14 protein-coding genes and 1 pseudogene are annotated in these 16,775 nt (G+C 26.6%); 5 read left to right on the top strand and 10 right to left on the bottom strand.

Annotated elements, in window-relative coordinates:
- Nucleotides 1-60 precede the first annotated feature (60 nt).
- The 3 genes from QIA00_RS00435 to QIA00_RS00425 all read left to right on the top strand — a co-directional run bounded on the left by QIA00_RS00435 (nt 61) and on the right by QIA00_RS00425 (nt 3,941).
- Nucleotides 61-1,041 (top strand): hypothetical protein, encoded by a 981-nt coding sequence (locus tag QIA00_RS00435; protein WP_316256857.1) that lies wholly within the window; start codon nt 61-63, stop codon nt 1,039-1,041.
- A 23-nt stretch (nt 1,042-1,064) separates the two neighbouring features.
- Nucleotides 1,065-2,870: a translation elongation factor 4 gene (lepA, locus tag QIA00_RS00430; protein WP_316257645.1), complete on the top strand. Its 1,806-nt coding sequence runs from the start codon at nt 1,065-1,067 to the stop codon at nt 2,868-2,870.
- 120 nt (nt 2,871-2,990) lie between these two features.
- Complete coding sequence (locus QIA00_RS00425; RefSeq protein ID WP_316256856.1) at nt 2,991-3,941, top strand: L-lactate dehydrogenase; 951 nt, start codon at nt 2,991-2,993, stop codon at nt 3,939-3,941.
- A 29-nt stretch (nt 3,942-3,970) separates the two neighbouring features.
- Here the strand turns inward: QIA00_RS00425 and QIA00_RS00420 are convergent, their stop codons facing one another.
- From QIA00_RS00420 to QIA00_RS00410, 3 genes are all read right to left on the bottom strand, one after another.
- Nucleotides 3,971-5,506, bottom strand: a complete 1,536-nt coding sequence (locus QIA00_RS00420) for a YifB family Mg chelatase-like AAA ATPase (RefSeq protein WP_316256855.1) — start codon at nt 5,504-5,506, stop codon at nt 3,971-3,973.
- Nucleotides 5,503-5,931: an iron-sulfur cluster assembly scaffold protein gene (locus QIA00_RS00415; RefSeq protein ID WP_316256854.1), complete on the bottom strand. Its 429-nt coding sequence runs from the start codon at nt 5,929-5,931 to the stop codon at nt 5,503-5,505. Before QIA00_RS00415 ends, QIA00_RS00420 begins: the two co-directional genes overlap by 4 nt.
- Nucleotides 5,932-6,140: 209 nt before the next feature.
- Nucleotides 6,141-7,409 (bottom strand): cysteine desulfurase, encoded by a 1,269-nt coding sequence (locus tag QIA00_RS00410; protein ID WP_316256853.1) that lies wholly within the window; start codon nt 7,407-7,409, stop codon nt 6,141-6,143.
- A 182-nt stretch (nt 7,410-7,591) separates the two neighbouring features.
- Here QIA00_RS00410 and QIA00_RS00405 point away from each other — a divergent pair, with 182 nt between their 5' ends.
- Both QIA00_RS00405 and QIA00_RS00400 read left to right on the top strand, forming a co-directional pair.
- Complete coding sequence (locus tag QIA00_RS00405) at nt 7,592-7,912, top strand: hypothetical protein (protein ID WP_002656160.1); 321 nt, start codon at nt 7,592-7,594, stop codon at nt 7,910-7,912.
- Nucleotides 7,902-9,200 (top strand): hypothetical protein, encoded by a 1,299-nt coding sequence (locus tag QIA00_RS00400; RefSeq protein WP_316257644.1) that lies wholly within the window; start codon nt 7,902-7,904, stop codon nt 9,198-9,200. The genes QIA00_RS00405 and QIA00_RS00400 overlap by 11 nt, the downstream gene beginning before the upstream one ends.
- 9 nt (nt 9,201-9,209) lie before the next feature.
- On the opposite strand, the gene QIA00_RS00395 is transcribed toward QIA00_RS00400, so the two are convergent.
- The 7 genes and pseudogenes from QIA00_RS00395 to prfB form a co-directional block, all read right to left on the bottom strand.
- A complete protein-coding gene (locus tag QIA00_RS00395; protein WP_316256851.1) occupies nt 9,210-10,460 on the bottom strand; it encodes an ABC transporter permease in 1,251 nt (416 codons plus the stop codon).
- A complete protein-coding gene (locus QIA00_RS00390) occupies nt 10,457-11,137 on the bottom strand; it encodes an ABC transporter ATP-binding protein (protein ID WP_231019498.1) in 681 nt (226 codons plus the stop codon). The genes QIA00_RS00395 and QIA00_RS00390 overlap by 4 nt, the downstream gene beginning before the upstream one ends.
- 4 nt (nt 11,138-11,141) lie before the next feature.
- Entirely contained in the window at nt 11,142-12,392 is a 1,251-nt protein-coding gene (locus QIA00_RS00385) for an ABC transporter permease (RefSeq protein ID WP_316256848.1), read from the bottom strand.
- A pseudogene (locus tag QIA00_RS00380) lies at nt 12,393-13,420 on the bottom strand (hypothetical protein).
- On the bottom strand, nt 13,417-14,262 hold the full coding sequence (gene ftsY / locus QIA00_RS00375; RefSeq protein ID WP_316256847.1) for a signal recognition particle-docking protein FtsY: 846 nt from the start codon (nt 14,260-14,262) through the stop codon (nt 13,417-13,419). Before ftsY ends, QIA00_RS00380 begins: the two are co-directional and overlap by 4 nt.
- A 36-nt stretch (nt 14,263-14,298) precedes the next feature.
- On the bottom strand, nt 14,299-15,708 hold the full coding sequence (locus QIA00_RS00370; RefSeq protein ID WP_316256846.1) for a transcriptional regulator: 1,410 nt from the start codon (nt 15,706-15,708) through the stop codon (nt 14,299-14,301).
- Nucleotides 15,690-16,767, bottom strand: a protein-coding gene (gene prfB, locus QIA00_RS00365) for a peptide chain release factor 2 (protein ID WP_316256845.1) whose coding sequence is annotated in 2 segments (ribosomal slippage) — nt 15,690-16,709 and nt 16,711-16,767 — 1,077 coding nt in all. Because the reading frame shifts where the segments join, the coding sequence is not laid out codon by codon here. The genes QIA00_RS00370 and prfB overlap by 19 nt, the downstream gene beginning before the upstream one ends.
- Between the last annotated feature and the right edge of the window lie 8 nt (nt 16,768-16,775).

The following is a 16,775-nucleotide window of genomic DNA, read 5'->3' as shown; positions in this document are numbered from 1 at the left end:
TATTTCTTTTAATATTAAATTTTCTCGTAATTTATGAGTTAATTTAATATATTTATTATTATGAGGAATGTGGTTTTATTTTTTTTTGCTTTGCCTTTTTCTATTTCTTTGAATTCTTCAAGTAATAAAAATTTTCCGTATTGGATTTTACTTGAAAAAGGCAGGCAATTGCTTTATTCTAAATCTGAATTTAGTAAGTCTAATCTTACACATGCTATTAATTATTTTCAGGAAGCTTTGCTTAGAAAAGGTGTTTATCCTGAGGCCAGTTACTATTTGTCAGTAGCTTATGGTATGTCTGGCAATGCTATTCTTGAAAAATTAAACCTTTACAAGTCTTTTGAAGATAAAGATTATTTATTAGATGAATCTTTTGAAAAAAAAATACTTTTTTCTTTAGCTAAAATGGCTGAACTTGAGAATAATTATGTTGATACGATTGATTATTTGAATGATATATTAAACAAGTTTTCAACTAAAAAAGATTATTATAGCTATCATGATTATTCTCAAGGCGAAAATAGTGTGCCAAATAATGAATTTAATGTTTCATTTTATTTAACTTCTTATTTAAAACAAGTAAGAGGAGCTTTTGGTATTGATTTTACTTTTAATCTTTACAGATTTAAAAACTATAACGTTATTGATGCTCATCAATTATTGTCAAAAGTTTATTTGCGTTTAAAAGCTTATGAACTTTCAATTACTCATGGACTTATAGCCGCAGTAGGAATTTTAACAAGAATGTATGATTATGTTTGTTATTATGAACCTGTGTATCAGTTTAAAAATTTAAGGTCTTTTGTTCAAAAAATTAATGAGTATAAGGCAATAAAAAATGCTTTTGAATCTACAGATTTTTGGGAAATAGTTTATAATGTTGCTGCTGCTACTTATGCATATTCTAATGGCAATTATAAATTTAGAGCAATAGATACTTGGAAATTAATAGTAGATCTTGCACCAAGATTTTCTCCTTATATTGCGAAATCAAGAAGTCAAATTAAAAATTCTGTATATTTGAAAAAAATTAATTTTTAAATCTTGACTTGTAGTTTGGGAGGATTAGTATTAGTATTCGTAAGAAAAACTTTTGCATTATTGCACACATTGATCATGGAAAATCTACATTAGCTGATCGATTTATTCAAAAGGCCAAAATAATATCCGATCGTGATTTTAAAAGTCAAATGCTTGACAGTATGGATATTGAACGAGAAAGAGGAATTACAATAAAAAGTCAGGCAGTAACAATTACTTATAAAAGTAATGATGGTAATTTTTATGAGTTAAATTTTGTAGATACTCCAGGCCATGTTGATTTTTCTTATGAAGTCTCAAGGGCAATTTCATCTTGTGAGGGTGCTCTTTTATTAATTGATGCAAGTCAGGGAATACAAGCTCAAACAGTTTCTAATTTTTATATGGCTTTTGAGCATGATTTAGAAATTATTCCTGTTATTAATAAAATAGACCTTCCAAATGCTAATGTTGATTTTGTAAAAAAGCAAATAAAAAATGATTTAGGATTAAATGAAGAAATTGCTATTTCAATTTCTGCTAAAAATGGAATAGGAATTGATGATTTGCTTGAAGCTATTTGTAAGTATGTGCCATCTCCTAAAGGAAGTATTAAGGATCCCTTAAGAGCATTAATTTTTGATTCACATTATGATTCTTATAGAGGAGTTGTTGTTCACTTTAGGATTTTTGAAGGACAAATCAAAACGGGCGATAAGATTAGGTTAATGCATACTAATAGCGAGCATTTAATTGAAGAGATTGGAATTTTTAAAATATCACTTGAAAGAAAAGATAGCCTAGAAGCAGGAGATGTTGGATATTTTATTGCAGGAATAAAAAATATATCAGATGTTAAAATTGGAGATACAGTAACCCTTTGTGATTTTTCAGCAGTATCTCCTCTTGAGGGATTTAAAGAAGTTAAGCCTGTAGTGTTCTCTTCAGTGTATCCCGTTGATGCTAATCAATATGATGATCTTTTGAAGGCAATGGACAGATTAAAACTTAATGATGCGTCGTTAACATTTGAGAAAGATTCATCATCTGCGCTTGGACATGGTTTTAAATGTGGATTTCTTGGGCTTTTACATTTAGAGGTTATTCAAGAACGTATTGAGCGTGAATTTAATTTGAATGTGATATTAACTTCTCCTTCTGTTAGATACAAAATAATTCCTAAAAAGGGAGAATCTTATTTTATTGAAACTCCTGAACAATTTCCTGGAAATGAATCTATTGAAAGCGTTCTTGAGCCTTATATTAAGGCTAATATTATTGTTCCTAAAGAATTCTTAGGAAATATTATGAGTGTGTGTTTATTAAAAAGAGGAGTTCAGACAAACTTAATTTATCTTGACACTAAGCGTGTTGAACTTATTTATAAAATGCCTCTTTCTGAAATCCTTTTTGATTTTTATGATAAGATTAAATCTGTGAGTCGTGGATATGCTTCTTTTGATTATGAGCTTTTAGATTATGAATATACAGATTTAGTAAGATTAGATATACTGGTCAATGGGGATAGAATTGATGCACTCTCTCAGTTGGTTTTTAAAGACAGTGCCAGAACTAAGGCTATTGGAATTTGTAAAAAGTTGAAAGATGAAATAGCAAGACAACAATTTAGAATAGCTATTCAAGGCGCTATTGGCTCTAATGTTATTGCTCGAGAGACAATTTCTCCTGTTAGAAAAGATGTTACTGCTAAGTGTTATGGTGGTGATATTACTCGTAAGAGAAAACTTTTAGAAAAGCAGAAAGAAGGTAAAAAGCGAATGAAGATGGTGGGAAATGTTGAAATTCCACAAAGCGCTTTTCTTGCAGTTCTAAAATCCAATGATAATTAAATTTGTTTTTAATTTTTTGTGCTACGTGATTGGCAAAGCCCTTGGAAATGCGATAAAATATTTTTATCGTTGCTTATTTAAAATTAGTTGTATATAGTTTTAATTTATATGGAGTAATTTATGCTTAAGTCTAATAAAGTTGTTCTTATTGGAGCTGGTGGGGTGGGTTCAAGCTTTGCTTATGCTTTAACAATAGACAATTCGCTTGTACATGAACTTATGATTATTGATGTGAATGAAAATAAAGCAAAAGGGGAGGTCATGGACCTTAATCATGGCCAAATGTTTTTAAAGAAGAATATTAATGTATTGTTTGGGACTTATAAAGATTGTGCTAATGCAGATATTGTTGTAATTACAGCAGGACTTAATCAAAAACCCGGTGAAACAAGACTTGATTTAGTTGATAAAAATTCTAAAATTTTTAAAGATATTGTAACCAATGTTGTGTCTAGTGGTTTTGATGGTATTTTTGTAGTTGCAAGTAATCCTGTAGACATTATGACTTATGTTACAATGAAATATTCCAAATTTCCTATTCACAAGGTTATTGGTACTGGTACTATTCTTGATACTTCTCGACTTAGATATTTTTTAAGTGATCGTTTTAATGTTAATACTCAAAATATACATTCATATATTATGGGTGAGCATGGTGACAGTTCTTTTGTTACTTGGGATGAAACAAAAATAGCAATGAAGCCTTTATCAGAATATCTTGCTGAAGGTAAAATAACTGAGTCTGAGCTTGATGAAATTCATAAAAAGGTTGTAAATGCTGCTTATGAAGTTATTAAGTTAAAGGGATCAACCTATTATGCTATTGGACTTGGTATTAAGAATATTGTAAATGCAATAATTGGAGACCAGAATGTTATTCTGCCAATATCTTCTTATATTAATGGTCAGTATGGGGGATTGATTAAAGATATCTATATTGGAGCGCCTGCTATAGTTTGCAAAGAAGGAGTCAAAGAAGTTTTAAACTTTAAGATAAGCCCTAAAGAGCTTGAGAGGTTTAACAGTTCTGCCAATCAGCTTAAAAACTATATTGATAAAATAGAATTTTAGTATTAAGACCCCAAATATTTTAGGGGTTTTCATTTTTCAAGCATATTTTCTCCGTTTTTTCTGTGTTCAATTGCTTCAAGCAAGGCTTCTCTTGAAATATTTTTTTCTTCTTTTAAATCGGAGATTGTTCTTGCAATTTTTAGTATTGAATGTGTTGCTCTTGAAGATATGTTGAGTTTGTTTAGAATGTAAATCAAATCATTTTTTAAGATTGCACCTAATTCACAAAATTTTTCAATGTAATCGGAATTAAGATCAGAATTTTTATTTATGTTTGCAAAATTTTCGTATCTTATATTTTGAATGTTTCTTGCTTTTATTATTCTTTTTTTTATTTCGCTTGAACTTTCGCTTGTTTCGCCGAGTAATTTTTCATTATTAATTGCTCTTGTTGGAACTCTAATATCAATTCTATCAAGCATTGCGGCTCCAAGTTTTTTCCAATAATTTGAAATTTCTTGTTGTGAGCAAAAACAATCTGTATTTTTTTTACCAAGATTTCCACAAGGACAAAGATTCATTGCAAGCATTAATTGGAAATTGGCTGGGTATTTGAATACTCTAGAATTTGCTCTTGAGATTGAAATTGATTTGTCTTCAATAGGTTCGCGCAAAGATTGTAAGATAGATTTTTTAAATTCTAAAGCTTCGTCTAAAAATAATATTCCGTTGTGGGCAAGAGACACTTCTCCAGGTAAAGGATTGGGCCCCCCTCCGATTATTCCTTCTTTGCTGGCAGTATGATGGGGATTTCTAAAAGGCCTTTGTTTGATTATCTTTCTGTCTATTAATTTCCCGGATATTGACCATATTCTGTTTGTTTCTATAAGCTCTTTGTTTGTAAGTGGGGGAAGAATAGATTGCGAGCATTTAATACTAAGTGTTTTTCCGCTTCCAGGTGGACCAAATAACATGATGTTATGTCCACCGGCAATTGCTATTTCAATTGCTCTTTTTGCTCTTTGTTGTCCTTTTATGTTTTTAAAGTCATAATCTATAATATAATCTTCTTCAATTGTTAATTGGAGTTTAGTATTTGTTCTTGGGGGGAGCATATTGTCGTTTAATTGTTCTATTATTTTTATAGTTTCTTTTAAATTTTTAACACCCCAAATATTCAAGCCATCTATTAGACTAGCTTCTTCTAAATTGTCAAAGGGAACTATTGCAAATTTTATTTCCTTTTCTTTAGCAAGTGCAATGGCTGGTAAAACTGCTTTTATTGATCTTATTTTGCCATCTAATTGTAATTCTCCTAATATTAAGATTTCCAAATTTTTATTATCTTTGCTTTCTTGGACTTTAATAATACTAATAGCAATCGAAAGGTCAAAAGCTGTTCCAAGCTTTTTAATTCCGGCCGGTGCAAGATTTATTAATATTCTATCTTTAGGAAAATGAAAATTTGAATTCTTGATAGCTGATTTTACCCTTTCTCTTGATTCTTTAATTTCACTCCCAGCAAGTCCTACGATATCAATTCCAGAAATTCCTTTTTTTATATCTATTTCAATCTCAATTAGTTCTCCTTCATATCCGACTGATGAGTGTGAATAGATTTTCATCTAATAGCTCTCCTTAAAGGCTTGTAGTTTTCCAAACTATCTTTTAATGATTTGTATGGCAGTAAAAAACAGTCTTTTCTATTTGTATTTGTAAATACGTCAAAAATTTTTAAACTTACGTCAATTTCATCTAGATTTGCAAAATCACCGCTTAACACTTTTTGCACTAAATTTAGAATTTCGGACTTTGCTTTGTTATTGCACAATTTATTTAAAGCGTTGGCGCTTGCAAGTAAAATCATACATCCAGATGCATGATGTTTTAAATTAAATTTTCCATTATTTGTTCTTATTATTTGGAACAAAATTTGATCTCCACATTTGGATTGATGTTTGAAATTTTGGTTTGTTTCTACTTCATTTATTGTGTAATTATTGACCTTACTAAGTCTTAATAATTCTTTTTTAGTTTTTTCAGTGAGCATAATTTAATTTTATTTTCTTTGATTTATTAAATCAATTATAAAAAATAATGTGAAGATTTTTAAATAAAAATTTTAAAAATATGGTATACAGTTGAAATTGTTTTTATTTTCTTTAAAAGATTAAAATAATGCTTATTAATCCTAAAATTAAAGTTAATCAAAAAATGTATTTTTGATTAACTTTGTTAAGATCTTTATTTTATAAATTTTTATGAAAGCTCTTTTATTACCTTTTTTAATCCCAATATGAAATTATCAATTTCTTCTTGTGTATTATAAAAATAAAAGCTAATTCTTAAAAGATGATTTTTATTTAAATTTTCTGGGAAAAATGCCACATAGGAACAAGTTTTTCCGGCTCTGGTTGCTATTCCCATTGTATCTAGATAGGTTTCAATATCGTGTGAGTGAATATTTTTTACCGTAAATGATATTATTGAATTTCTTTTAAGATTTGTATTTAGTATAAATTCAACTTCATCAAGCTCTTGTAATTTTTTTACCCCATATTCGATTAATTGTTGATCATGCTCTAAAATAAAATCCATAGAAATATTATCAATATATTTTATTGCCTCTTCAAGTCCAATAATTCCTGCAATATTTGGGGTTCCCGATTCAAATTTATTAGGAGACTTGGATGATTTAAATTTAATTTTTTCATTTTCTATAAATATTTCTTCTACAGTATTTCCTCCCAATTTTGAACTATGAAGTTTTTCGGCCATATTATTTGAAATGTATAAAATTCCTATTCCTGTTGGAGCAAGCATTTTATGTCCAGAAAATGCCAAAAAATCACAACCAATTTTTTTAACATCTATTTTTATATGGGGTGCCATTTGTGCAGCATCTACAAGAAAACATATGTTGTATTTTTTTGCGATTTTTCCAATAGATTCCAAATCATTAATGGTTCCCAAGGTATTATTTACTCCTGAAATACTGATAAGCTTTGTTTTTTCTGTAATAAGTTTTTCAATTTCTTCAGGGGTAATAATTCCCATTTCATTAAATTTAGCTAATTTAATTTTTAAATTAGCTAAATTTGCAAGATTTACCCAAGGCAGTAAATTACTGTTATGTTCAAGAGTTGTAAGAATAATTTCATCTTTTTTTTTAAAGTATTTTGAATAAAAAAATGAACTTGCAATAGTATTAATTCCATCAGTAGTTCCAGAGGTGAATATTATATTTTTTGCGGATTCTGCATTAATGAAATTTTTTACAAGTTCTCTTGTTTTTTCTATTTTTATGCTCGATTGGATTGCAAATTTATGACCGCTTCTGTGTACATTTGCGTTGTAATTTTCATAATATTCAACGTTAGAATAAATTACGTTTTTGGGCTTTTGAGAGGTTGCTGCATTGTCAAAATAAATTATATGCTTATTTTCAAACTTTTTATTTAAAATAGGAAAATCTTTTCTTAAAAATTTAACCTTTTCGACATTGCTTTTTATTTGTTTGAAATCCATAATCCTTATAAATTCCTTTGTTTTAATTTTTAGCCTTAATTATTATATCATTATTTTTTATTTCACAAAAAAAGTTTTAAAATAATTATTAATTAATAATCATTTTTTTTAAAAATTGAAATTTACTTTTGTATAAATTTTGTTTATTGGCTATGTTTTTTGATTATGATATACTCGTTTATATGAAAGAAGTAATTTATAGGTTTGAAAAAGCTGAAGATTATAAATTAGTTCCTGTTAATAATATTTATGGGAATGTAACTAATACAGGAGAAATTTTTTGTGATCTTGTTTTTGAGTCCACAGAGATTTCTGAGGAGATTGCTTACACAAAAACCAAAGAAGGTGTTTTAGAAGAGGCTTCAAAAGAATTTAAAAGTGGAGAAGAGGGAAAAATAGTATTAATCAACTCTTTTATAGGGATTTCTATTACAAAGACCACTGCTAGAAATATTGCTTATTGGCTTTTAAAAAAAGTTGATGAATTAGAAGATAATGAATAGTAAAACATCTGAAGATAGAATTAAGATTTATTTATCAAAACTTAGTAAGTATAGAAATAAAATTTTAAGTAAAAAGAGTATTAAAAATATTATTGAAGTATCAGATATTTCTGATAATGATATTGAAAATATTGGACTTCATTTTAGAAGATCTTATGCGAGAGCCAAAAGATTTGTTGATATAGGCAAGATAGATGCTGCTTTTAGAGAGCTTGAATCTATCTATTTTTATTCTCTTCACGACAAATCAATGTTTAGTTTATTTTTTTTTCTTTTTAAGGACATTGCTAATAAGGTAAATACTAAAGAATCTAAAAAAAAAATGATCCATGTAACTTTACAAGCAAAAGAATTTGGAATAAGAGATGATTTAGATTTAATCGACTATTATGAATTGAAGAAATCTAAGAATAGAATGTTAATATTAGTCATAAGCTCTATCTTGATTTTTTGCATTTCTTTGATTACTTACAGATCTTTTCAGAGTTTTATTAGTATGAATGGGAATGGTAAAATGGCTTTAAAAGAAAAATTTGCTCCCTCTTTCACATCGCAAGGTCTTCCTCCTATTACTATGGCTACGGATTTAGTAGTTGAAGCCGTTAATCTTATTTCAAGTCCCAAAGATCTATATTACATGGAAATAGAGGATGCTAAAGTTTTGGTGTTTGAAGATGCACATTTGTATCAGCTTAAAGCGGGGATTGTTTCAACAATGCACCCTGTTAAAAAGATTTCTTACAGAGTTACAGTTTGCGATGATCTTGGCAAATCTGTGTTTAATCGGATTTTTACTAAAGAAAGTGATTTTTCTGCAAAATGGGGTAAAGATGTTTATATTCCAATTGATGTTATATCAAGCATACCAAGAGCTATCGATGTTAATCCTAAAAAAATAGTATTAAATATTATTGACATTGATTTTTTTGAGAATGTTGATGATAAAATTGGTGTGAATCTTGATTCAGATTCTTTTATATTAAAATTTAAATATATTGGAAATTATTTTCAAAAATCTTTTGGGATTTCTAAGGCAAATACCGTGATAGAAGTTTTTAATTCTTCAAAAGATGTTATTAAAAATTTGGAGATTGAAATTGGTTATATTGATAAGGAAGGTAGAGTTATTAGATCTTTGAGACGCAAATTAATCTCTTCTGCCAATTCTTTTCTAAAATCTAAATCCAAGCAGAGTTTTACAATTAGTACAGTTTTCCCAAATGAGATTTATCCTACAATTGAAAAGGATTTTTCTTCTATTAAAATTTATAATGTGATGATTAAATAGAATTTTAAACTATCTTAATATTTCTTTTTCTTTTAGATTTGAGACAATGCTAAGCGGAATCAATGTAGTTAAAATGTTTATTAACATATAAAGGCCAAGAAGTGTTAGACTAAAGTTTAGGCTTAAATGTATTTGAAATTCAGATACGTAATATTCTGAATTTAATATTTCAGAATTTTCTTCTCCAAATATTTTTAAAAAAAAATTTAAAATATTGTCAATAAAGTTTATTAAATAAGATATTTTGAGTGTTAAATAATTTCCAATTATTATTCCAATTCCACAAAAGGTAGTGCTTAAGGTGAGCGATATCAAAAGAAATATTATTTTTATGTTTAAATTATTCATTCCAATTGATTTTAGTATTGCAATTTTCTTTTTATTTTCAAAAATAAGCATTGAAAGGGACGAAGATATATTGATGCTTGCAAATATTATAATCAAAGCCATAATGAATATTAAAAGCTTTTTACTTATATCTAGATTATTGTATTTATTTGAGTAAAGTTCATAGAATGTTTTTATTTGGAATTCTTGAAATTCGGTTTCTAAATTCTTTTTTAAGATCTCATTGTTTTTTATGGAATTGGAATTTGTTTTAAGTCCAATTATACTTTTTGAAAATTTTTTTGACATTAAATTTTCGTTTTTAAAAGAAATCAATACCAAATTATTATCAATATCTTTTAATCCGGTTTCAATTATTCCTGAGATATTAAATTTTTTTATTCTGGGTATTATTTTATCATTTTTTGTATTTGGAATCAAAATATCAATTTTTTCATTAAGATTTAAATTAAGTTTATTTTTTATTTGATTTGAAATGAGTATAGAATCCTTTTTTAAATTTTTAGTACCTTTTATTAATTTTATTGATTTGTTTTCTAATATGAATTTATTTTCTATTGCTCTTATTAATGCACCTTGTTTTTTATTATTTCCAATAATTCCATAAGTTCTTTTCTCAAAAAAATAATTTAAATCCTTGTAATTATATTTTTTTTTCAATAAGCTTAATCTGTTTTTTAGATAATGAGTTTTATTTGTGTCGTTGTATTCTATTTGCATTGAAAATCCTTCACTTTCGATATATCTATTAATAGTAGAAGTCATAATGTTGCTAGACATATAGTAAACAATAATTAATGGGATCATTACCAAACTTAATGATATTCCAGAACCTGTTAAAGCTATTTTATTTGTTGAATTTTTAAAAATTAAATACGCAATTTTTGTAATTTCTGAGAGCTTTAGTATCATAATTTTTTTAATGTCCTATCTTTGAATTCGTATTTTGAATCTGCTTTGTTTGCAAATTGCGGGTTGTGACTAACTAGTATTAAGGTTTTTTTAAAATTTTTTGCTGTATTGATAAGTAGATTTTCTACGGTTTTAGCCGTGCTTAAGTCTAAATTTCCCGTAGGTTCATCACACAATATTATATTAGGTTCATTGATTAATGCTCTAGCAATAGCAACTCTTTGTGATTCGCCCCCCGAAAGCTCTGAAGGGTAATGATTTGCTCTGTTTTCTATTTTTAGTATTTTCATTAGATCGAAAGCTTTTTTATTTATTGTTTCTTTTGTTTTTTGGCCTGAGATAATTTGAGGTAAAATTATATTTTCAATTACACTAAATTCATTTATTAAATTATAATTTTGAAATACTAAACCTATTTGTCTGTTTTTGTACAAACTTAATGTTTTTTCATTTGCATTTTTCAAAAATATTCCACACGATATTATCTCTCCAGAATCTATTTTATCAATCCCCGAAATCATATTAAAAAGAGTTGATTTTCCACAACCACTTTTTCCTTGAATCGAAATAAATTCACCTTTTTCTACAGTTAAGTTTAAATTTTCTATTACTTGAATTTTTGTTTTATTTTTTTTATATGCCTTGCAAAGATTTTTTATAATTAATATATTTTCCATTTTACTACCCATTAATAGTTTCAATGTTTTTTTGGCTTTCAATTTTTTTTGTTGCCCTCATGCTTGAATACATCGTAGAAAAGCATGCAAAGCAGAAGGTAAATGCTAAATCGCTTAAAAATAATTTAGGAGTAATCATATTTTTTACTATTTGTATTTTAATGCCAGCTATTTTTAAAGCCAATATTTGATTTAAAAAAATTATTGAAATGTTTACCATATTGTCAATTATTTTTAAAATTTCATTTATATTTAAGGAAATGGAAATTCCCAGCGCCAAACCAAGAAGTCCCCCTATAGTGCAGATTATTATTGAATGAATAAAAAAAATTTGCTTTATTTTTTTTATTCTAAGTCCAATGGCTAATAGTATTAAAATAGCTTTATTTTTGTTTATTATTATTCTTTTTTGAAGATAATATGTATTAACGGCAATAACAATGAAAATGCTTGCTAAAATAATTAACATTGTATTTCGTTCTATTTTCAATATTTTATAAAATTCTTTATTGTATTCATTCCAAGTTTTTGCTATAATTTTTGGATTAACAGCTTTGATCTTTTCAATTAATTTGTTACTTGGGTTTAAATTTTTTGTTTTTACTTGGTAATTAATACTAGAATTATGTAAAATTTTATTGTTAATGAAATAGTCTATATTCATAAAAATTAAAGTTTCATTTATTTCTGCATAATTACTTTTGAAAATCGATTTTATTTTAAAGCTTTTTATATCCTTTTCTAGTGCTAAAAGTGTTTTTATTTCATCGGTTATTATTAATTCTAGGGGATCATTTTCAAATAAGTTGAAATTGTGGGAGAGTACATTTCCAATAATGATTTCATTCTCTTTAAGATTCAGTTCATCTTTTTTAAGTCCTGTAAATGAAATGAAATTTTGGTCTTTTTTTAGATCTTTAATATCAACTGCAATGATATTTAAAATAGTTGGATAATAATAATTTTGAATTCCAATGCCTTGTGTTTCATATATTTTATTTATATGTTTTATTCCTTCGATCTTTTTAATTTCTTTGATTTCTTCTTGAGTTAGTTCATTTTCTATTTTTAAGTTTCCACTTTCTACATTTGTAATGCTAAGAAAAAAATCGTTTTGAAAACCATTCATGATTGATATTGTTAGGATAATTATTATTTCGCCTAAGGCAATGCTTAATATTATTACAATTGTAAGAGCTAGGCTATTTTTTTCTTCTAGTATTAATCTTTTAAGCAAAAAATTTCTTATATCCATTTAATTTGTTCCTATTGGTTTTTCTTCGGTAACTTTTCCGTTCTTGTGTTTTACCCTAAGAGCAGGTTTTTTATTGTAGTATATTTCTTCTTCATATTCATTATCATTGTGGTATTCTGTTTTTAGATAAATTATATCGTTCTCATAGATTTTTTTGCTTTTTAATTGATTGTCCTTGTTATATTCGTATTCAATTTTAGTATTTGTGTATTGGTCATTATCCTTTTCTTTAGTGTTTTGAAAAATTATCATATCGGATTCGTTGTATTGAAAATCATTTATTTTTATAAGTTCATTATTTTTATATGTTTCTTCTTTAATTAGGTTGTTTGCCTTGTAGGTGGATATGATTTTTGTATTTTCTTCTTCAAAGGTATTTACTATTTTTTCTTCATCTAGATATTGGTTTTTTTCTTTGGATTTTATTTTATTATTAACAATTATTGTACTGTTTGAATTTCTTTTTTTGTCATCATATTTTATCACTTTTGTTGTTGCTTTTTTGATATCAAAATATGTAATTTTATGTCGCCATTAATTCCATAGTTCCAAATTTGGAAATTTGATCCTGTTATTTTTAGTAATTTGCCATTTTCGTCTTTAGAATAATATATTAATTTTGGTTTTTGGTTTATTGTTTTTAAATTTTTATATATTAAGTTTTCGTTTTCATAAAAGTAATTTACCGTTTCAAGAATTTTTCCTTTTTTATCATATTCAATTTCTTGTATTTTGTTATTTAAATTGTCGTAAACCTCTTCTTTCCTTTTTATATCTTTTGTATCATAACATGTAATTTTCTTTGTGTTTTCTATGATTTGAATTGTTTTGTATTTTATTAAGTTATTATCTTTGTATAAGTAGAGCTTTTCAGTATCATCAATAGAATAATATTCAATGTAAAATCCCATTTTTGGCTTTTCATTTAATTTTTGGTATTTATTGAAAAATACATCAGATGCAAAATAGCTTTTTGTATAAATAATTTGTGGTATAAATAGAATAAGTATTAATTGTTTTTTTTTCATAGCAATTTATTAAGATATTCGTTGATATCAAATTCTTTAATATCTTCTAGTTTTTCTCCAAATGTAGTAAAGTATATAGGCTTTTCAAGAATTTTTGAAATATTTATTATTGTGCCTGCTCTGGAAGATGAATCAAGTTTCGTGATTATTATTCCGTCTATTTCTATTGCTTTATTAAAAATTTCTGCTTGGCTATTTGCATTTTTTCCAATAGTAGAATCTATTACAAGTATTTTTTGGTAATTGATGTTGGTGTTTTTTATTTGCTTTAATATTACATTGTTTATTTTTTGAAGTTCTTTTATTAAATTTTCTTTATTTTGCAATCTTCCGGCTGTGTCAATAATTAATGCATCGTAATTTTTAAGCTTAGCGCTTGATATGCTGTCGAATATCACAGCCGATGGATCACTTCCTTGGTTTTGAGATATTATTCTGATTCCGATTTGTTCTCCATAAATTTTCATTTGTTCAATTGCAGCTGCTCTGAATGTGTCGGCAGCCGATATTAATATATTTTTGCCTTCATTTTTTAATTTATTTGCAAGTTTTGCTATGCTTGATGTTTTTCCAATTCCATTTATGCCAACTATTAACAAAATATTTAATTTGTTATTTTCTAGAGTAAGTTTTTTTGTGTTAATATAATTACTTAAAAGTTCTTTTAGTTTTTCAATAATAGTTTTTTCGTTTTTATTTTTTTCTTTTGTTAATTTATTTATTATTTCTATTACAATCTCATTATTAATGTCTGATTCTAATAAAATGTCTTCTAAATTTTCAATAACATTTTCTTGTTGTTTGCTTTTAAATAAATTTTTTATTTTTTCTAAAATGCTCAAAAGTTTGTTCTCCTATTTTCTTGCAGATTATTAAGTCTATTCTCCCATATTTGCTTCTTTAATATATTCTACTAAATGAGTTATTAATGAGATAAAACTTCCAATAGTTAAGGTGATGCCTGCTCCAAATAGAAATGTTGCAGTCATTTGTTCTGCTTTTGCCATATAAACATCTTCTGCTGTTAATCTTTTGTTAATAAAGTGATTGCCCGTTATTTTATAAAGTGCTTCTGAATTGTTAAGTAATGTTCCTGCAAAAATGGTTCCTATTGTGCTTAATGTAAAAATAGCCAGATTTACATAAAATTTATCTCTTGTGTCGATAAGTCTATTTTTATTGGTTTTTATCATTTCTATTTCTACTTGATCTTCTTTTTTATTTATTAACTTGAATTTATCTTTATATCCTTTAGATTTAAGCAAAATGATGTCTTGATTTTCTGGTTTTTCAATTTCAATTGGAGTTTCTCCTATAAATATACCCTTTTTAAAAACTTTAGATTGTACATTGCTTTTAATTGATACTTTTTTAGAGATTGTTCTTTTTAAGTCAATATTTAATATTATTGAGTCTGCATTTTTTACCTTTTTTTTAATAGAATAGTTTTCGTAATTTGTACTTGTGATTTGTATTTCAATTTCTTTATTTGGAAGTTTAGAAATGTCGAAAATATTATCGTAGTAGATTCCTTTTGAAACAAATTTTTCATTTATATAAATTTTTGCATCTGGGTTATTTTTGACGTTAATATTGATTTTTAAAAATTCTCTGCCCAATATTTCTTTGAGGCTGTATTTTGTTATTTGATCTGCAATTTCATTAACAGAAGATGATGTTTTAAATACTGCTTTTGTAGTTTCAATTTTCTCAGAAGTGATGTTGCTAATTTCTAGCAAATAATAATTTTCTATTTTTTTTAGGTCAATATAGTTAATAAAAAACAATTCTTCTCTTATGAAAAATTCTTTATTTAAATTTGATATATTTGTTTGTTCTTCGATTTTTTTATATTTTACTTTTAATTTTTTTAAATTGTTAAAATATTCTGCAAATTTTTTTTGTTTACTGTTAATATTTTGAATATTTTTTTTAAGCTCATCAATTTTGGTTTTGGTGTTATGTTTTTCTTTTGCGGTTATTATGTTTTGAAGTTTTTTTTTATCCATTTCTTTTTTTAATTTGCTAATTTCAAGTTCTGTTTTTATTATATCTTGATTTATATAAATGTCTTCAATGATGTTCTTATCATCATTGTTTACTATATGTTCTGCTATTTTATCATAGATTTTGTCTAATTGTTTTTCAATTCCCTTTTTCAGATCAATATTTTCTTTTTTTGTATTGATGATATAAGAAAAGTTGTACTCAATATTACTTTGAGAGTGTATTTTGCATATTGTAAATACTAGCAATGTTACTACTAGCTTTAGTTTAAGCTTTTCCATTTTATATACTCTTCTATGAAATTGTCTATATTGCCGTCCATAATCGAAGTGATGTTTGAATTTTCAAATTTTGTTCTGTGATCTTTTACCAAATTGTAAGGTTGAAATACGTAAGATCTTATTTGGTTGCCCCAAGAGATTTCTTTTTTTGTGTCTTGCTTGGATTTGTTTTTTTCATCTTCTTTGTTCTTATAGTATTCGTAAAGTCTTGATTTTAAAACTTTCATTGCCAAGTCTTTGTTTTTGTGTTGGCTCCTGTTGCTTTGAGATTGAGTTACTATTCCTGTTTCAATGTGAGTTATTCTTACAGCAGAAGATGTTTTGTTGACATGTTGTCCTCCGGCTCCCGATGCTCTATATGTATCAATTCTTATATCTTCTGGTTTGATTATTATTTCTATTTTATCATCAATAACAGGATCAACAAATACTGATGCAAAAGAGGTATGTCTTTTTTTAGCAGCATCAAAAGGAGAAATTCTTATAAGACGATGTATTCCGACTTCACTTTTCAATAGCCCATAAGCATACTCACCTTTGATTTCTATTGTAACAGATTTGATTCCACCCTCTGCTTCAAGTAAATCAATAAGTTCTGTTTTGTATTTTTTTCTCTCAGCGTATCTTGAATACATTCTGTAAAGCATTGCAACCCAGTCACATGCTTCAGTGCCTCCAGCTCCAGAATGAATAGTTAGAAAAGCATTGTTTGCGTCAAGCTCTTCTTTGAAGTAAAAAATTGTGAGTAAATCTTTGTATTGTTTTTCAAGTGCATTAAATTCGATTTCCAAGCTGTTAGTATCTTTTTCATTTTCAACAATTTCGCACAAATCGCTTAAGTCTTTTATTTTATTTATTAGCTTTTCCCATGGAGCAATTTTGTTTTTTAAGATACTTTGAGCTTTAATTACTTCTTGAGCTCTTTTAGGATCATTCCAAAAATTTTTTTGGTTTATTTCTTTTTCATATTTTTCGATTTTATCTTGAATTTCATTTTTGTCAAAGCTTCCTCCAAATGTCTTCGGCTTGTTTGAGCAATGCATTTATTTTTTCTTTCATTTTTATTT

Origin of the sequence: Borreliella americana, from assembly GCF_032595795.2 — a bacterium.
In the GTDB taxonomy this organism is placed as follows: Bacteria; Spirochaetota; Spirochaetia; order Borreliales; family Borreliaceae; genus Borreliella; species Borreliella americana.
The sequence above is the reverse complement of the archived record's forward strand: the minus strand, read 5'-3'. Positions and strand labels throughout refer to the sequence as shown.